The sequence below is a fragment of the Microbacterium paraoxydans genome (genome assembly GCF_018224615.1).
GTDB lineage: Bacteria > Actinomycetota > Actinomycetes > Actinomycetales > Microbacteriaceae > Microbacterium > Microbacterium paraoxydans_B.
The window spans coordinates 595,211-611,740 of record NZ_JAGTUK010000001.1; the positions used below are offsets into that span (position 1 = coordinate 595,211).

The window sequence follows — 16,530 nt, forward strand, 5'->3', positions numbered from 1 at the left end:
GCCGCCGCGCTTCTGGATGCGCGCGAGCTGGCCGTCGGCGGAGTCCAGGATGTAGCCGATCAGCAGCAGGACGGCGGCGACGGGTCCCGCCCACCAGGACGGGAAGCCGGCCAGCACGGCGACGGCTGCGAGCCCGAACAGGGCACTGACCGCCGTGACCCCGTTGGGGCTGCCGCCCCAGGTGGCGGCGATCACGGCGGCCCTGCCACCGAGCGGTCGATTGATCCAGCGCAGGTACGCGGGAACGCCCGCCCCCGCTTTCTGTGCGGAGGCGAGCGCTCGTCGCGCGTCTGCGTAGGGGATTTTCGTCATTCGCGAGGCATGTCCAATGCGAGGTCGAAGCTCAGGTCGGGAGTTCCGCGATAGTTGGCGTGCACAGACGCCGCGATCACGTTCGTCCCTTCCACGAGCAGGTTCGCCGGCACCGTGAAGGTGACCTTGTTGGCCGCAGCCGTGGTCGCCCGAGGTGCCGCCGTGGCGTAAGAATTCTGCGTCAGGGTCCCCGCCCCGAGGTTCGCCCGCCCGAGCTCCACCCCGTTGAGGTATACCACAACACCGTCGTCCGCCGTAACCGTGACCGTGCCGTTCGCGACGCTCGCCACGTCGGTCACGGTGACCGCGTGCCGGAACTGTGCGCTGAGCGGCTTGGTCGCCAGGTTCGTCGGATCGATGTTCGTCGCCGCGGAGGCGACGCCACGGGCGAGCACCGCCGAGCCGGTGGCCCAGCTCGACGCGTCGAACGCCAGAGCGTTCCAGTCGGCGGGCAGCGGGTCGGACGAGTACCGCCACGACCACGCCGATCCGCTCGGCACGCTCACCGGCAGCTCGTTGTCCGCCGGAGGAGTCGCCGTCGTCACCTGCACGGTGGCGGGGGTGGAGGTGAGGCCACCGATACCGACCGCGCTCACGCTGTACTCGTACGCCGTGCCGGCGGTCAGACCGCTCTCCGTGAACGTCGTCGTCGCGGCATCCGTCGTGCCCACCTGCTGGCCGCCCCGGCTGATCACATAGGACTGCGGGGTGGTGCCGCTCGCGGGAGCGGTCCAGGTGAGAGTGGCGGAGTCGAGAGTCGTCGTCCCCGAGAGGCCCGTGACCGGGTTCGGTGCCGCCGGTGCCTGGCCGCGCTCCGCCGTGAAGGCGAGGTCGAAGCTCAGGTCCGGAGTGGTGCGGTAGTTCGCGTGGACCGAGGCGGCCAGCACGTTCGTGCCGTCGACCAGCACACCCTGCGGGACCTCGAACACGACCCGGTTCGCCGCGGCCGTCGTGTGGGTCACGACACCGTTCGCGTAGGTGTTCTGGCCGATCGTGCCCGCTGGCATCCGCACCCGTCCGAGCTCGACGCCGTTGAGGTACAGCACCACGCCGTCGTTCGCGATGACGGAGATGCTGCCGTTCACGACGCTCAGCGCGTTCGTCACCTGGAATTCGTTGCGGAACTGCGCGCTCAGCGGCTTCGTCGCGAGGTTCGTCGGGTCGATGTTGGTCGTCGCCGATGCCACGCCGCGGGCGAAGAGGCCCTTGCCCGTGTTCCACGACGCGTCATCGAACGCGAGCGTGTTCCAGTCGGACGGCAGAGCGTCGGACGAGTACCGCCACGACCACGTCGAGCCGTTCTCGATGAACGTGAGTGCGGTCTCCGGCGCAGGCTGGGCGACGTAGGCCGCCGTGCTCGCGGAGCGGTTGCCCGCGGCGTCACGTGCCCGCACGAAGTAGTTCGTGGGGGTCTCGGTGATCGGCACGGTGTAGGTGGCCGACGTCGTCGACGCGATCACCCGGTTGCCGCGCAGCACCTCGTAGGTCACGCCGCCGGTGTCGGTCGAGGCCGCCCAGGTCAGCGTCGCCTGCGTCCCGCCGTTGCCGGGGGTCGCGGTGATCGCTCCCGGAGTGGTCGGAGCGGTGGTGTCGCGCGGGGCGAAGCGGATGTACCCGCCCGACCACTGGTTGACCTCGCCCGCCCTGACGGAACGACTGAAGTCGCCGCCCGCCCACAGCACACCGGTGCTGTCGAAGAACGTGCCCCACGCGCCGTAGCCGGCGCGGGCCTGCACGACCGGGGACCACGCGGCCACGAACTTGCCGGTCTGCGCGTCCCACGCACCCATCAGGTTCATCTTGTCGGCCTGCGTCCAGCCGGTGCCGACGTCGCTCCACGAGTACGCCTCCTGGTAGACCCAGTGACCGCAGTGGCAGCCGCCGATCACGAGGTTCGCGTTGTGCTCGACCGTCTGGAAGTCACCACCGGCCTTCGTGATCGATCCGCCGACGCGCTCGAACGTGTTCCGGTCGTAGGCGAAGAGCGAGTGCTCGGAGCCGCCGAGCCAGACCTTGCCGCCCGCCTCGGTGACGCCCAGCTGCCAGATGTTGCCCGAGTAGGTGCCATCGGCGTTGAGCGTGGCCTTGCTGAACTTGGGCACCCACAGCGGGTCGACCAGCGGTGCGCCCGCGGCCGTCTGGATCGCGGCGGCGCTCGGGGTCGAGGTGTTCTGCTTCATCCGGAAGTAGCCGGAGAAGTAGGTGCGGTCGCCCTGGTCGGACGCGTCGACCGCGATCGAGGCGCCGTTAAGGAACGCGTTCCAGCCGGTGTCCGGCCGCCCGGTCGTGAGGTTGATGCGGCCACCGTTCCAGGTGCTCGCGCTGATGGTCGAGCCGACCGCGGTGAGGTGCGTCATGGCACCGGCGACGTAGAGGAAGCCGCTCTGCACGTCGAGGTCGCGCACGTACGGCACGCTGCCCGTGGCGCGATGCTCCGCGTTGACCTGCCAGCCCGAGAGCTGCCCGGTCGTGGGGTCGAGGAAGGCGAGTCCCACCTGCGGCGTGCCGTTGACCGTGGAGAACTGTCCGCCGATCGCGACGCGGCCGTCGGGCAGACCGGCGATGGCCTTGACCTGGCCGTTGAGCTGCGGACGGAAGGTCGAGACCCACTCGCCCGTGTTCACATCGAAGGCAGCGAGGTACGGCTGCTCGACCTGGTCGGTGCCGCCCTCGGTGCGCTGCACGTACCGGAAGTTGCCGCCGACGAAGACCTTGCCGGCGACCTCGCCGAACTCGGCCACCTCGGTGTTCAGCTCTCCGCTGCTGCCGTTGGCGAAGCCGGAGACACCCCACACCGTGTTCATGGCGTTGCTCTCCGGAATGGCCGCGACCGTGGAGGCCGGGGTGCCGGACGCGGGCACGGTGCCGAAGTCGAGGGACGCGAGCTTGAGCTGCGGCCGCAGGAACACCTGGGTGAACGGCCGCGCGTAGCCCTGGCCCGAGGGGGCCCACAGGTACGAGGTGGCCGCCGTGCTGCCGCCGATGCTGGAGCCGAACGCCCACCCGTTGATGTAGTTGTGCGACGCCTGCTCACTGAACACGACGCGGCGCTGCTGGTTGTTGTTGCCGAAGTTGTTCGTCTGGCCGCCGGTGCCGGTGGAACCGTCGAAGTTGTAGTTCTTGACGCGGTGCTCCGCGCCGAACGTCCACACCCAGCGATCGCGCTGCGTGAACGTGAACCGCGCCTCCTGCCAGGTCGACCCGGCGGTGTTGGTGGCGCGGCGGAGACGGATGCCGTCGGCGAGCGCGTCGACACGGCCGTTGTTCAGCAGGCCGTCGATGGTCGCAGCGGGCAGCTGCGCCGGCTGGAACGCGTCGGTGCCGGACGGGGTGTTGCGGATCTGGGCTGCCGTGCGCAAACCGTTGTACCCCTCCTTCCATCCTTCGCGGCCTCGGCCGATGAGCACCCAGCCGCCGCCGGACGTGGTCTGGTCGCAGTAGAACTGCTCCGGTGCGACGAGCGCCGGGGTGACCAGCCAGTACACGCCGTCGGTGGACTGCGGGTAGTTCTGCTTGATCTCCCAGCACGACGCGGCGGCGGTCTCCTGCGAGAGTCCGTCGGGCAGTGCCGGGGTTGCGGCGTTCGCCGCCGATGGGGTGAGCAGTGAGCCCACCAGGACGGCCGCGGCGATCATGGCGCCGGCGGCTGCGCGGGTTGCCTTCACTCTCCGCGCGGGTGCTGCAGTGTTCATGGAGTCCTTCTTCGGGTGATGCGGCTCCCCTGGAGCGACTCGGGGGTGAGTCGTCCAGGGGCGGGTGAGCCGCGGTCGGGTGTTCGAGAGATCGGCGATCCCCCGGAGGGTTGGGGGGAGGGTCAGGCTGCGGGGCAGTCCTGAACATCGGGGATCTCGTGCGACGAGATCTTCCAGGTGTCGTCCTCGAAGACGGCTCCGTAGATGTGGGCCACGGGGTGGCCGGGGTTGTACAGCGAGTCCTTGAGCGAGTTGCCCGCCGCGTCCTTCACGTCGATGCCGGAGACGTCGACGCACACCTTGAGGGTGATGGTCGCGGGGGAGGCGGTCAGGTCGACCGCCGTCGGGGTGACGCTCGTGACGACCGCCTTGCCCGTCTGCTTGTAGCCGAGGTCCATCTGCTCCCGTGCATGGGACTGCACTTCGCCGAGCACCCAGCCGGTGGCGACGGCGTCGACCCCGACGGCCGAACCGTCGCCGCGCTGGCTGACCTCGTCGAGCGCGGCGACCACCGCGTCTGCGGCAGCGGTCGCCCGGTCCACCTCGGCGTCCTGGTTGTCGCTCAGGGGGCCGTCGGCCACCGTGGGGACGGACTTCAGCGGCTTGTCGGACGCCGCCTTGTCCGCGTCTCCGTCGTCGACCGGCTTGTGCGTGGACGAGGCCGACGGTGCGCCGCCGTTGTTCGTCACCAGGGCGACGCCAACCCCTGCGGCGCCCACCGCGAGCAGTGCGACAGCACCGATCGCGATCCATCTCGTGCGGTGCGAGGGTGCCTTCTCACCCTCCACCACCTGTCCTTCATCGTTCATCAGTAAGCCCCCTTCGGCTGGATCATCACCTTCGCGGTCCGCCACATGATCTGCAGATCGTTCATGACCGACCAGTTCTCGACGTACCGCAGGTCGAGGCGCACGCTCTCGTCCCACGACAGGTCGCTGCGTCCGGACACCTGCCACAGACCGGTGATCCCGGGCTTGATGTACAGGCGGCGGAACACGGTGCCGTCGTACGCCGTGACCTCACTGGGCAGCGGCGGACGAGGCCCGACGACACTCATGTCGCCGGTGAGGACGTTCCAGAACTGCGGCAGTTCGTCGAGCGACAGCTTGCGCAGCACCTTGCCCACGCGGGTGACGCGGGGGTCGTCCTTCATCTTGAACAGAAGACCGGCGCCGTCGTTCTGCGCCTTGAGGGCGGCGAGCTGCTGCTCGGCGTCGGTCTTCATCGAGCGGAACTTCACCATCTTGAACCGGCGTCCGTCACGGCCGACGCGCTCCTGGAAGAAGAACGCGGGACCGGGCGAGTCGAGCTTGATCAGCGCCATCAGCACCGGGGTGATGAGAGCGATCGGGATCAGCGCGACCGTCGCGACGAGGATGTCGAGCGCGCGCTTGAGCACGTGCACTCCGCCCTCGTAGGTCGGGATCTTCACCTGGATCAGCGGCAGGCCGTCGACCTGCCGCAGCGAGATGCGCGGACCCGCGACGTCCGTCAGTCGACTCGAGAGCACGAGCTCGGCGGCCGTGCCCTCGAGCTGCCAGCTGAGCTGCTTGACGAAGTCGGGGTCCCCGTCGGGGCGGCTCGCCACGATGATGGTGTCCGCCCCGAGCTGGGTCGCCGCATCGGCGACGGTGTCGAGGTCCCCGACGACCGGGTAGATGCTCTCGCCGATCGCGAACGCGCCGGCCTTGCGATCCGCCAACGTCGTCCCCACGACGTGGTAGCCGTTCTCTGCGCCCTTCTGCAGAGACGTGATCACATATTCGACGTCCTCGGTGGCGCCGACCACCAGGGTGCGCGACGCGTACTGGCCCCGGATGCGGCGGCGCTGCAGCCACCTCCGCCAGGCCCAGCGCGCGCCGAGCAGTCCGAACGTGCCCACTGGGAGCGCGATGAGGAACAGCGGCTGCAGTTCCTCCCACGTCAGCAGGACGCCCGCGATTGCGGTGATGCCGAATGCCAGACCGCTGGCGTGCGCCACGCGGCGGTATTCCATGGCCCCGGACCCGAAGATGGCGGCCTCGCGGGTGTTGAGCGCCGACAGCGTCAGGTACCAGGCGAGGCCGAGCAGAGCGGCGTTGCGCACTGCCTCGATCGCCACGACGCCGGAGGCCAGCTGGACGGCCACGGTCAGAGCGAGAGCGGTCAGGATGACAGCCGCATCCGTGATCCGCAGCCGCATCCGATAGTGGCGTTCCCACTGCCGACGCCGTTCCAGCGTCGCCGAAGCTCGCGGCGTGCTCGCCGGTCGCGTGGACGACGTGGTGGCCCGCGGAGCGGCGGACGGAACGAACCCCGTGCGAGAGATGCTCAGCGCATCCTCGACGGACGTCATGCCGAGGCCCCTTGAGCCGTGAATGTACGCAGAATTCCCCAGTGCGCCATTGATTTCCCCAGTTTGATATCCCCAGACCGTGAACCCCACGTTCACGGCAGTCGTCTGCGTCCCGACCCCTCGGGTCCTGCTGGAACTCCGTGATCCCACATCTCGGAGTCGATTCCGCCGTCCCAACCGGCGGATTCGTGCAGCAGGCGCTGCAGACCTGGAACACTGTAGCCGATCCGGCTATGGAACGGAAGACAAATCCGGGGAATGGATGAATCCGCGCCGGGCCGCGGCGATCTCCGTCACGGGCAGAGCGCTATCCTGGCGCCGTGACCGCGCCCCCACCCGCCACACGACTCCGTCTGCGCACCATGCTGCCGCGCGATCCCGCTCAACCGCATCGCGCGGCGAGCCCGCTCGAGCTGTTCTTCGATCTCGTGTTCGTGGTCGCCGTCAGCATCGCCTCGTCCCAGCTCCACCACGCGCTCTCGCACGCGGACTTCGTGCACGGGATCACGTCGTACGCCATGGTTTTCTTCGCCATCTGGTGGGCGTGGATGAACTTTACGTGGTTCGCGACCTCGTTCGACACCGACGACTGGCTCTACCGCGTCACCACCTTCGTGCAGATGGGTGGCGTGCTCATTCTCGCGGCGGGTGTCCCGCGGGCTTTCGACGACGGCGACTTCACGGTGCCGGTCATCGGCTACGTCGTGATGCGCGTGGCAATCGTCGCCCAGTGGCTCCGGGCCTCCAGGTCGGCGGGCCCCTTGCGCTCCGCGACCCGTCGCTACGCCGCGGGCATCGCCGGGGTGCAGGTGCTGTGGGTGCTGTTCCTCTTGATCCCGCAGGGCCCGGCGCAGCTCGTGGCATTCATCGCGTGCGCCCTGATCGAGATCGCCGTGCCGGTGTTCGCCGAGTACCGTCACCAGACGCCGTGGCATCCGCACCACGTCACGGAGCGATACGGGCTGTTCACGCTGATCGTGCTGGGGGAGAGCCTGCTCGCCTCCGCGAATGCGATCATCGACGCCCTCGACGAGGTAGAGGCGCTCGGGCCGCTGATCGCGATCTCGGTGCTCACGCTCGTCGTCACGGCGTCACTGTGGTGGATCTACTTCTGGCCGCCGCATCACCGCGCGATCACGTCGTTCCGGCGTTCGCTCCGCTACGGATACGCGCACTACTTCGTGTTCGCGGCGGCCGCGGCCTTCTCGGCAGGCATCGAGGTGGAGCTGGACGTGCTCACCGGGCAGAGCGAGCTGTCGAGCATGACGGCCTCGTTCACCGTGACGGTGCCCATCGCCGTCTTCCTCGTCGGCATCTGGTGGATCGCGATCAAGGACAACGCCGACCGCGTCGTCAACACGGTCGTGCCCGTCGGTGCGGCACTCGTGCTGCTCGATCCCGTGCTCCCGGTCCCGGTCACCCTCACGGCCCTGATCCTCGCGGGAATCGTGGTCGTGCTGGTGCTGCGCCCGCCGGTCGCCCGGAGCGAGGGCGGGTCGTCCGCGCGGTGACGCGCGGGGCGATCAGACGCAGACGGCGAACAACGCCAGGCACTCCTCGCGCAGGCGCCGGATCGCGTCGTCGTCGCCGCGCAGATGGCGGATCAGCGCGTTCTGGAGCATTCCGTCGGTGAGCGCGTAGACCAGCGCGGCGTCGAAGCGGCACGGCTTGCCGGCGAGCTCCGCGTAGCGCTCGAGGACGCCGCCGATCGCCGTCTGCAGAGCCTCTTCGATCTGCTCGATGGTGTCGCCGAACCCCGACTCGAAGAGCGCCTGGTTTCGCAGGTCGTACCACAGGCGGTGGCCGTGGGCATCGTCGCGCAGGCTCCTAGCCATCTCGTCGGCGACCCGTTCGGCGAGCTCCTTCGGGGTGGCGGCGGTCGCCACGATCTCGGCGTAGCGTTCGGCCGGGTCGCCGCGCGAGATCCGCACAGCCTCGGCGATCAGGTCGTTCTTGTCGGTGAAGTAGTAGTGGAGCGAGCCGTGCGAGAGCTCGGAGTGCTGGGCGATCTCGCGCAGTCCCGTCCTCGCGAATCCCCGCTCCGCGATGGCTTCGAGGGCGGCCTCCGCCAGGCTGCGGCGGCGCAATGCGAACTTGTCGGTCCCGGCGCGCTCGGCCCTCTTCATCGCTGTGGTCATGTCTCGTCCTCGACTCGTCCGCCCGCCCGGGTATCGGTCATGCTAGTGCGTCGTCGCGCACATTTGAACAGTCGTCAAGGAAAAACTTGACAACTGACCAACACCGTGTTGCACTGGATGCATCGTTGCCGTGCGCATCCCCAGTGCCCGGCCATCGACGACGCCGAGCGAGCGATTCCCCGTCGCCCCGGCATCCGCTGCCCGACGAACTCTCGATGGGCAGCACGCGCGGCGGAGCGGTGTCCCCACATCCTCCGTCGCGCCCCCGAGCCGTCGTCCGGCGCATATCTGCTATACTGACGATGCAACGTGTGCGTTTCGCCCCTCTCGGCCGCCGCGTCGCCACTGATCAGGGCCATCCACGGACCGCGCACATCGACGCGCGCGGCGCCGCCCTCGATCTCTCGACTCGCGGGCCCGACTGCGCCCGCCACACAGCAATGAGCATGACCATGAGCACTACCACCGTCCCCCCGTCCGATCCCCTGACCTGGAAGCAGGCAGACGTCGACGTGCACGTCGCGACCCGCGCCGGCGAGTTCGCCGGGTTCGTCGAGTTCGACGGCAGCGCGCACGTCGTGCGCGATGCCCGCGGCGCCGACCTCGGCGCCTTCGACTCGCTCGACGCGGCCTTCCGAGCCCTCGACGACGCGCAGCAGCCCGCACCGCGCCCCGAGCTCCGCGCCTGGCGGCGCCGGATGCGCCGGGCGCGAGCCTGAACCGCACGTCTCCGCACGACACGACGAAGGCGCGAGCAGCTCGGCTGCTCGCGCCTTCGTCTGTGTGAACGATCGGTCAGCGCGTCGACCGGTCGTCGGTCTCCACCACGTCGATCGTGATCTTCTCGAGCGGGCTGTCGTCATCGAGCTCGTCGTCGAGCACCTCGTCGCCCAGGAACGTCTCCACGACCGTCTCCTCGGCCGAGTCCGAACCCGACTCGTCGTCGTCCTCGTCGATCGTGGCCTCCGTCACTCCGAGCGAGGCGGGCACCGCATCGTCGCTGAAGATGCCGTCAGGGCGGATGAGCTCGCGCACCTCGGCCATGAAGCTCGACAGCTGCTGCTGCTGCCACCGCAGCTGCCGCGTCCGGTCCTCCGCGTCGTGCAGCACCGCGGTGGTGTGACCCGTGACCGCATCGACGATCTTCTGCGACTTCAGACGGGCCCTGTCGAGGATCTCGCGCGCCCGCACCTGGGCATCGGCCTCGATCGCCTGCGCCTGCGAACGCATGAGCCGCTCGTAGTCGTCCGCCTTCGCGGAGATACGCTGCGCGTGCTCGAGCGACGCCGTGACCTGCTCGTTGGCGTCGGTCGTGATGCGCTCGGCGTGCGCCACGGCCTGGTTGTGCAGCACCAGGAACTCCTGCTGCGCGTCGTCCTGACGGCGGGTCAGCGTCTCCTCGAACTCCAGCACACGGGCGTTCATCTCGCGGACCTCGCGCTCGGCGTCGGCGCGCAGCTGCGTGGTCTCCCGGGTGACGAGCGAACGCAGCGCCGCCGCGCCCTTCTCCGCCTCGGTGCGGATCGCGGTGGCCTCCTGCGACGCCTGGTTCACCTTCTCCGCCGCGTGCGACGCCTCGCGCTCGATGCGCGCCTCGTGGGCCGTGTACTCGGTCTCCATCTTCAAGCGCACCTGGTCGGCGTCACGCTGCGCCTGGGACGTGATGCGGTCGGCGTCGGCCTCGGCCTCGGCCCGCTGGGCGGCGACCTCTTCGCGCGCCGCCGCCATGAGCCGGTCGGCCTGCACCGCCGCGTTCTGGATGAGGACGTTCGCCTGCTCCTCCGCGACGCGCAGGATCGCCTCGAACTGCTGACGCGAGGGAGCCTCTTCGCCGTCGGGCTGCGGGGCGTCGACGAGCTCGGAGGTCAGCGTGGCCACCTGCTGCTCGGCGTCGGCGACCTTGGCGTTCGCGGCGGCGAGCTCGGCCTCCAGCGCCTCGCGCGCCGCACGCTCCTCCGCGCGGATCGCCTCGACCGACTCGGTCTCCCTGGTCTGCGTCTCGGCCAGCTGGTCCGACAGCTGCTGAACCTGCGCGCGCAGCGACGCCAGCGCTGCGTCGACCTCGCCCTTGTCGTAGCCGCGGAAGCCGATCGTGAACGCGGCGTTGGACGTCGGCGACTGCTGGTCGCGCGGTGCCGTCTCGATCAACTGGTCGAAGAAGTCGGGCGACCGCTCGTCGCGGGGGCTGTCCGAGGATTCGCTCATGGTTGAAGCCTTTCTGGCGTGTCCGGGACGCGGAGCGGGGGCTCCGACCGGCGGACGGGATCGCACGCACGGGCGAGGAGGCCGCCCGGCGCACGTCGCGACCGTGTCCTCAGCGGACGCTGTGCCGGGCGCGACGCGGTCCTAGCCTAGTTGCGTCGGCTGAGGATCGTGAGCCCCTCTTCACAGCGCGACGGCCGCTCCTCAACCGGTGCGCGACCAGCGGGCGTTCCGGTCGTCGAGCAGCGGCCCGCGCACGTACGAGACCGGCGGCCCGTCCGAGACGGTGAGACCGCGCGCGCCCGCGACCGCCCGGATGCGCGAGCGCAGGTCGGTCCACAGCGCTGTGGTCTGCGGGAACCCCATGTACTCGCGGAACGTCTCGACGCGCACCAGGGCGCCCTCGGGATCCGGGGCCACCCGCACCACGGTGTCGTCGGGCTCGACGAAACGGATCCCGATGTCCCCATCAGGAAGCGGGAGGAAGTCCTTGCCGTTCGCGGCCGCCTGCGCCAGGAGCCCCCGTGCCTCCGACACGGGCACGGGGATTCGCAGCGTGATGCCGAACTCTGCGAGAGCACGGTCGAGCTGGGCGCGGGCGAAGCGCTCGCCGGCTCGCCGCCCTGAGGCCGCGGCGCTGCGGTTCAGCCACGGGCGCAGGAACGCCGCCCCGACGATGATCGCCAGGATGAGCAGTCCGAACAGGAGGGCGAGAACGGGGTCCACGAGACGTCCGTGAGCGGCCCGTTCAGTGCGGTGTGGTGAGCTTGTCCAGGACGAGCTCACCCGACGCGTTGAGCGCCTGCATGATCTCCTGCACCGTGTGCGGATCAATGGGGGGAGGCTCTGCCGCATCGAAGCCGAACTGCAGCGGGATCGCCGGGTGGATCCAGATCGTCGCCCGTTTGTCGGGGCCCGCCCCGACGGGCAGCCAGGTCATCATGAAGCTCTCCTGGCGGCGGAGTTTCGTCGAGATCACGATCTTCAGGTGCGCCAGGGTCTGGTCCTCGATGAGGATCGGGTCGGAATGCCCGTCGTACCGGAGTCTGCCCATAGTGCTGACCGTACACCCCGGCGCGACGTGCTGCCTCTCATCCCCTCTCGATGCAACCCCCTTGGCGTCGAGCCGCGACGAGCCTACTGTCGCCGGACAGGCGGGCCACGGAATCGCGCAGGGAGCAGGTGACGGCAGTGGTGGGTGAGGCGAAGAGAGTGGCACGCGTGAGGATCGTCGTGAACGACGTGGGGTTCGTCCTCGCTCCTGGCCAGTCCGCCGACGAACTGAAGGCGGAGATCGACGGCGCCGTGCGGGGCGGCGGTGGCTTCGTCACCTTCACCGTGGCGGACGGGGCGACCGTGAACGTGCTCGTCTCGCCGATGAGCCACGTCGTGATCTCGGTGGACCCGGACGAGCCGGAGTCGGACCAGCCGCCGATCGACATCGCCCCACGCGGAACATCCATCGACCACGACCTCCTCTGACGCCGCAGAAGACGATCACACGGATCGTGCGCCCTCGGGGTGGCGTTCCCGGCCGCGGAGCCCCGCGCTTGGTACGGTGACCGCGGTGGACATCATGTCCCTGGGGCCGCCGAGCAAGAGAGAACTTCGAGATGAAGCGCACGTCCCGCTTGCGCCTTGGCCGCATCGGGATCGTCACCGTGCTCGCGGTGATACTCGGCACGCTGGCTCCCGCCCTCACCTCCGGCGATCCGGCCGAGGCCGCCGCGCCCGACGGCTACATGGTCTATCCGGCGTCGGGGAACATCCAGTCCAAGGTCGGCGACGGCTGCCTGGGCAACTACCGCGCACACGACGGCATCGACATCTCGCGCAACGGCGGCACCCCGATCCTGGCCGCCTACGACGGGGTCGTCCGCACGCGCACGTCGAACGCCGGGTACGGGAACTACACCGACATCGAGCACCCCGGAGGCTACGTCACGCGCTACGCGCATATGGCGGCGACCGCCTGGTACCCGCCGGGCACCCGCGTCCTCCGAGGCCAGCAGATCGGGGTGGTCGGCAACACCGGCAACTCCGCCGCCTACCACCTGCACTTCGAGGTGTGGCTCAACGGCCGGGTCTACACGCAGATCAACAACGGTTTCACCTGCCTCTCGAACGTCACCCGTGGCGCCACCATCCCGCTGTTCTTCCCGGGCCTCGGCACGGGGTCGGGCACCGTGGCCTCCGCGGACTACACCGGTGACAGCAACGCCGACGTGCTCGTGGTCGCGGGCAACGGTGATCTGCGACTGCGCACGGGCAATGGGAAGGGGTCGTTCGCCGCGGCGACCACGGCTCTCGGACTCTGGGGCGGCACGCGTCGCCACGTGACCCACGCCGACTTCAACGGCGACACCAAGGCCGACCTGATAGCCGCGAGGTCCGACGGCGCGCTCGAGTTCTACGCCGGCAACGGCGGTGGCGGTTTCGCGGCCGCCACCACCATCGGCAACGGCTGGTACGGCCTCCTGCACATCGTCTCGGGCGCGGACTACACCGGCGACGGCAGGCAGGACGTGATCGGCGTCGCTCCCAACGGGGTGATGACGCTGTATGAGGGGAGCGGTTCGGGCACCTTCAGCGGACGTACGACGACCCTCGGCAGCGGCTGGGAGGGGTTTCATTTCCTCGTCGGCGGCGACTTCGACAACGACGGCAAGGGCGATCTGATCGCCGCGGCCGACAACGGCGCCCTGTACTTCTACCGCGGTGCGAACTACGGCTTCGACACCGCGCGGATCGTCGGTGAGGGCTGGATCGAGTTCACGGCCCTCACGGGCGGCGTCGACTACAACGGCGATCGCCGAGCGGACCTCCTCGGCCGCACGCCCGCGGGCGACGTCTATCTGTACAGCGGTCTGGGCGACGGCACGTTCGGGACCATGACCCTGGTGGGTTCCGACTGGGGCGGCTACCTCACGATCGAGTAGCACCGCCGCGCGTATCGTTGGCGCATGGCGGCACGCACGTTCGACGAGATCGCGGCGCAGCTGTACGCGGGGCCGCTCGACGACTTCGTGTCGGCGCGCAACGCGCTGGCGAAGGAATCGGGGGATGCCGACCTCGCCGCGTCCGCGCGAGCCCTGCGCAAGCCCTCGGTCGCGGCGTGGGTCGTGAACGTGTTCGCCCAGGAGCGGGCGGCGCAGCTGGGGGAGGCGTTGAGCTTGGCGGCGGAGCTCCGCGAGGCGCAGGAGGATCTCGACGCCGCGGCGCTGGCGAAGCTCGGACGGGAGCGGCGTGCTCTCACTCGACGGTTGGCGCAGGCGGCGGCTCAGTTGGCGCAGTCGCGAGGGGAACGCGTGACGACGGCGACGCTCGACGCGGTGGAGCAGACCATCTCGGCCGCGTTCTTCGACCCCGAGGCGGCAGCGGCGGTGGCGTCGGGACGATTGGTGCGGGCACTGGAGCCGAACGCATCGGGCGACGACGTCCGCCAGGCCGTGGCGGGGGAGGTGCCGGCCCTCGCGCCGTCCGCGCCGCGCCGGGCGGACGAGCTCTCCGCCCGGCGGGCACGACGGGAGGCCGAGCGGCGTGTGACCGCGGCGGAGAAGGAGCTCGCGGCGGCCGAGCGCGCGGTGACGAAACAGGACGAGGTGCTGCGGACGCTTCGTGCCCGCGCCGAGGAGCTCGACGACGACATCGGGGAGCTCGAGGCGCAGCTGGCACAGTTGCGCGCGGAAGCCGAGCGCATCGCGGGGCAGCTGCCGGCGGAGACCGCGCGGCAGGAGGAGACGGTGGCGGCGCGCGACGACGCGGAGCGGGCACGCGAGGAGGCGCGGCGCGCGCTCGACGCACTGTGACCTCGGCCTGTGCGCGCTTCTGTGCCAGGATGGCTGACACATCGACGGGCGAGGGGGCACCGTGAGGCGGAGGGTGAGAGTCGGCGCTGTCGGCGTGGCCGTGGTGGCCGTGGCCGCGTTGTCCGGGTGCATGAGCGAGAGCGACTTCGCCGTGCTCGACAGGGAGCCTCGGGCGGCGGACGCCCCGCCGCAAGCGGTCTTCGAGGACACCGAGGGCACCGTCGACCAGGACACGGCCCGATTCGTCGGGAAGGACGGCGAGGTGTCTCTGTGGCTCGCGCGACCGGCGGGGGGCAACGGGATCTGCCTGATCGCGTACAAGAGCGATGACAGGTACCTCACGGGCTGCGCCGACGGAGGCTCCTGGATCCGCATCGAAGGGCAGGACGTCGGCGAGTACGAGGTGGCACCGGACGGTTCGCCCGCCCCAGAGGGGACCGAGCGACTGTTCGACAACGTGTTCGTTCCGGCCGGCTGATCTCGTCCGTGTCGCGCGCTCGTCAGGGGGGCGTGGTCGATGACGGCGGACTGTTTGTATCGTGCCTGTATGAGCGGTGAGCAGGCGCCAGGAGTCTTCGTCACGGGCGCGAGCGGGTCTGTGGGGGCGGCCGTCGTCGCCGGGCTGAGGGAGCGCGGCGAGCACGCGGTGGCCGCGGTCCGCGACGCGGAGTCCGCAGCACGACTCCCCACGGGGGTGGAGGCGCGGATGTTCGAGTTCGCGAACGACCCCGGTGCGATGCGTGCCGCCCTGGAGGGCTGCGATCGGCTGTTCCTGATGCGGCCGCCGCCGATCGAGGACGTGGAGCAGTACCTGTTCCCGCTGATCGACGCCGCGATGGTGTCCGGCGTCCGGCAGATCGCGTTCCTGTCGCTGCAGGGCGTGCAGCACAACAAGGGCGTACCGCACTACCGGGTGGAGAAGTACCTGGAGCGCGTGGGGGCGCCGTTCACGTTCCTCCGCCCGAACTTCTTCATGCAGAACCTGTCGACCACGTATCGCCGCGGCATCCGCGATCACGACGAGATCTTCCTCCCCGCCGGACGCGCTTTCACGGCCTTCATCGATGCCCACGACATCGGGGCTGTCGCGGCCGCGGTCTTGACCTCGCCGGGGCACCTCGGTCGGAAGTACACGCTCAATGGGGAGCAGTCGCTCACGTACCGCAATGTCGCACGGATCCTCACGGAGGTGCTCGGCCGGCCAATCCGCTACGCGCGGCCCTCCGAGGACGAATACCTGGCGAGACTCGCCGACGAGGGGTGGCCGCAGGACTACATCGACGTGCAGCGCATGATCTATCGCGTGGTGCGTCTGAACATCTCCGCGCTGCCGAACCGTGCCGTGCGGAAGCTCACCGGGCGGCCGGCCACCACGTTCCGTCAGTTCGCGGAGCGGGAGCGCGCCGTGTGGGAGCGGTGACGGCGCCCTCGCCAGGGCAAAGCAAAACCCCCGCGATGTAGAAGCTACGCGAGGGTTTCTGGGCTGATTGTAATGATCAGCCGTGTGGCTCCGACCGGCATCGATCCGGTGACCTTTCGATTTTCAGTCGAACGCTCTACCAACTGAGCTACAGAGCCGCGCGACGATGGTGCTGTCGCGTCCTAGACGAAGAGCCCTCTCCGAAGAAAGAGCTCATCGCACGGAGCGACCCTGACGGGACTTGAACCCGCGACCTCCGCCGTGACAGGGCGGCACGCTAACCAACTGCGCTACAGGGCCATACTTGTGTTTTCAATTGTATCGGATGGAGTGACCCCAACGGGATTCGAACCCGTGCTACCGCCGTGAAAGGGCGGCGTCCTAGGCCGCTAAACGATGGGGCCGAGTCAGTCCCGGGAGGACTTCCTTGCCGACGCTCAAGCATAAGGGATGACGCGAGCAAATCGCGAATCGAGGGGCGAGGCGTCTTCCCCCGGGCGTGTTTCGGGAGGACGATGGAGTCACGATGGTGCTGCGGGGGCCGTGCCATTTCGCTGGTGCGGATGTGAAAGTTGTTGTTAGTGTGGCATCTGTGAAACCGGCGGAAGGGGCCGTGTGAACG

Annotated in this window: 14 protein-coding genes, 3 tRNA genes and 1 pseudogene; 7 read left to right on the forward strand and 11 right to left on the reverse strand. The window is 69.4% G+C overall.

From position 1 onward, the window contains the following. Positions 1 to 24: 24 nt before the first annotated feature. From KE274_RS16455 to KE274_RS02750, 4 genes and pseudogenes are all read right to left on the reverse strand, one after another. Positions 25 to 312 (reverse strand): annotated as a pseudogene (locus KE274_RS16455) (CDP-alcohol phosphatidyltransferase family protein); the annotation flags it as partial. After that, positions 309 to 4,004 carry a fibrinogen-like YCDxxxxGGGW domain-containing protein gene (locus tag KE274_RS02740; protein ID WP_211541043.1) on the reverse strand — a complete coding sequence of 1,232 codons (3,696 nt, stop codon included), beginning with the start codon at positions 4,002 to 4,004 and terminating at the stop codon, positions 309 to 311. The gene KE274_RS02740 and the pseudogene KE274_RS16455, both read right to left, overlap by 4 nt. A gap of 122 nt (positions 4,005 to 4,126) precedes the next feature. Then, positions 4,127 to 4,813, reverse strand: a complete 687-nt coding sequence (locus tag KE274_RS02745) for a hypothetical protein (protein WP_211541044.1) — start codon at positions 4,811 to 4,813, stop codon at positions 4,127 to 4,129. Next, a complete protein-coding gene (locus KE274_RS02750; RefSeq protein WP_211541045.1) occupies positions 4,813 to 6,339 on the reverse strand; it encodes a sugar transferase in 1,527 nt (508 codons plus the stop codon). The genes KE274_RS02745 and KE274_RS02750 overlap by 1 nt, the downstream gene beginning before the upstream one ends. A 362-nt stretch (positions 6,340 to 6,701) precedes the next feature. Here KE274_RS02750 and KE274_RS02755 point away from each other — a divergent pair, with 362 nt between their 5' ends. Next, positions 6,702 to 7,850, forward strand: a complete 1,149-nt coding sequence (locus KE274_RS02755) for a low temperature requirement protein A (RefSeq protein WP_211541677.1) — start codon at positions 6,702 to 6,704, stop codon at positions 7,848 to 7,850. 12 nt (positions 7,851 to 7,862) lie between these two features. Here KE274_RS02755 and KE274_RS02760 read toward each other — a convergent pair whose 3' ends face one another. Then, positions 7,863 to 8,477 (reverse strand): TetR/AcrR family transcriptional regulator, encoded by a 615-nt coding sequence (locus tag KE274_RS02760; protein WP_211541047.1) that lies wholly within the window; start codon positions 8,475 to 8,477, stop codon positions 7,863 to 7,865. Positions 8,478 to 8,929: 452 nt separating this feature from the next. Between KE274_RS02760 and KE274_RS02765 the strand changes: the two genes are divergently transcribed. Then, on the forward strand, positions 8,930 to 9,196 hold the full coding sequence (locus KE274_RS02765; RefSeq protein ID WP_211541048.1) for a hypothetical protein: 267 nt from the start codon (positions 8,930 to 8,932) through the stop codon (positions 9,194 to 9,196). Positions 9,197 to 9,272: 76 nt separating this feature from the next. Here KE274_RS02765 and KE274_RS02770 read toward each other — a convergent pair whose 3' ends face one another. The 3 genes from KE274_RS02770 to KE274_RS02780 form a co-directional block, all read right to left on the reverse strand. After that, positions 9,273 to 10,682 (reverse strand): DivIVA domain-containing protein, encoded by a 1,410-nt coding sequence (locus KE274_RS02770; RefSeq protein ID WP_211541049.1) that lies wholly within the window; start codon positions 10,680 to 10,682, stop codon positions 9,273 to 9,275. 201 nt (positions 10,683 to 10,883) lie between these two features. Next, positions 10,884 to 11,405 carry a hypothetical protein gene (locus tag KE274_RS02775; protein WP_211541050.1) on the reverse strand — a complete coding sequence of 174 codons (522 nt, stop codon included), beginning with the start codon at positions 11,403 to 11,405 and terminating at the stop codon, positions 10,884 to 10,886. A gap of 22 nt (positions 11,406 to 11,427) precedes the next feature. Further along, on the reverse strand, positions 11,428 to 11,733 hold the full coding sequence (locus KE274_RS02780; protein ID WP_211541056.1) for a DUF7882 family protein: 306 nt from the start codon (positions 11,731 to 11,733) through the stop codon (positions 11,428 to 11,430). A gap of 167 nt (positions 11,734 to 11,900) precedes the next feature. On the opposite strand from KE274_RS02780, the gene KE274_RS02785 reads away from it, so the two are divergent. From KE274_RS02785 to KE274_RS02805, 5 genes are all read left to right on the forward strand, one after another. Then, positions 11,901 to 12,161: a hypothetical protein gene (locus KE274_RS02785; protein ID WP_211541057.1), complete on the forward strand. Its 261-nt coding sequence runs from the start codon at positions 11,901 to 11,903 to the stop codon at positions 12,159 to 12,161. Positions 12,162 to 12,292: 131 nt separating this feature from the next. Next, positions 12,293 to 13,618: a VCBS repeat domain-containing M23 family metallopeptidase gene (locus KE274_RS02790; RefSeq protein ID WP_211541058.1), complete on the forward strand. Its 1,326-nt coding sequence runs from the start codon at positions 12,293 to 12,295 to the stop codon at positions 13,616 to 13,618. 24 nt (positions 13,619 to 13,642) lie between these two features. Continuing rightward, complete coding sequence (locus tag KE274_RS02795; protein ID WP_211541060.1) at positions 13,643 to 14,488, forward strand: transposase; 846 nt, start codon at positions 13,643 to 13,645, stop codon at positions 14,486 to 14,488. 73 nt (positions 14,489 to 14,561) lie between these two features. Next, entirely contained in the window at positions 14,562 to 14,966 is a 405-nt protein-coding gene (locus KE274_RS02800; RefSeq protein ID WP_211541061.1) for a hypothetical protein, read from the forward strand. A gap of 69 nt (positions 14,967 to 15,035) precedes the next feature. Continuing rightward, positions 15,036 to 15,908 carry an SDR family oxidoreductase gene (locus KE274_RS02805; RefSeq protein WP_211541064.1) on the forward strand — a complete coding sequence of 291 codons (873 nt, stop codon included), beginning with the start codon at positions 15,036 to 15,038 and terminating at the stop codon, positions 15,906 to 15,908. An 85-nt stretch (positions 15,909 to 15,993) separates the two neighbouring features. Here KE274_RS02805 and KE274_RS02810 read toward each other — a convergent pair. The 3 genes from KE274_RS02810 to KE274_RS02820 all read right to left on the reverse strand — a co-directional run bounded on the left by KE274_RS02810 (position 15,994) and on the right by KE274_RS02820 (position 16,312). Further along, positions 15,994 to 16,066: transfer RNA gene (locus KE274_RS02810), tRNA-Phe, on the reverse strand. Between the two features lie 68 nt (positions 16,067 to 16,134). Continuing rightward, positions 16,135 to 16,208: transfer RNA gene (locus KE274_RS02815), tRNA-Asp, on the reverse strand. 31 nt (positions 16,209 to 16,239) lie between these two features. Beyond that, positions 16,240 to 16,312 (reverse strand) — tRNA-Glu (locus KE274_RS02820). Positions 16,313 to 16,530: the final 218 nt, after the last annotated feature.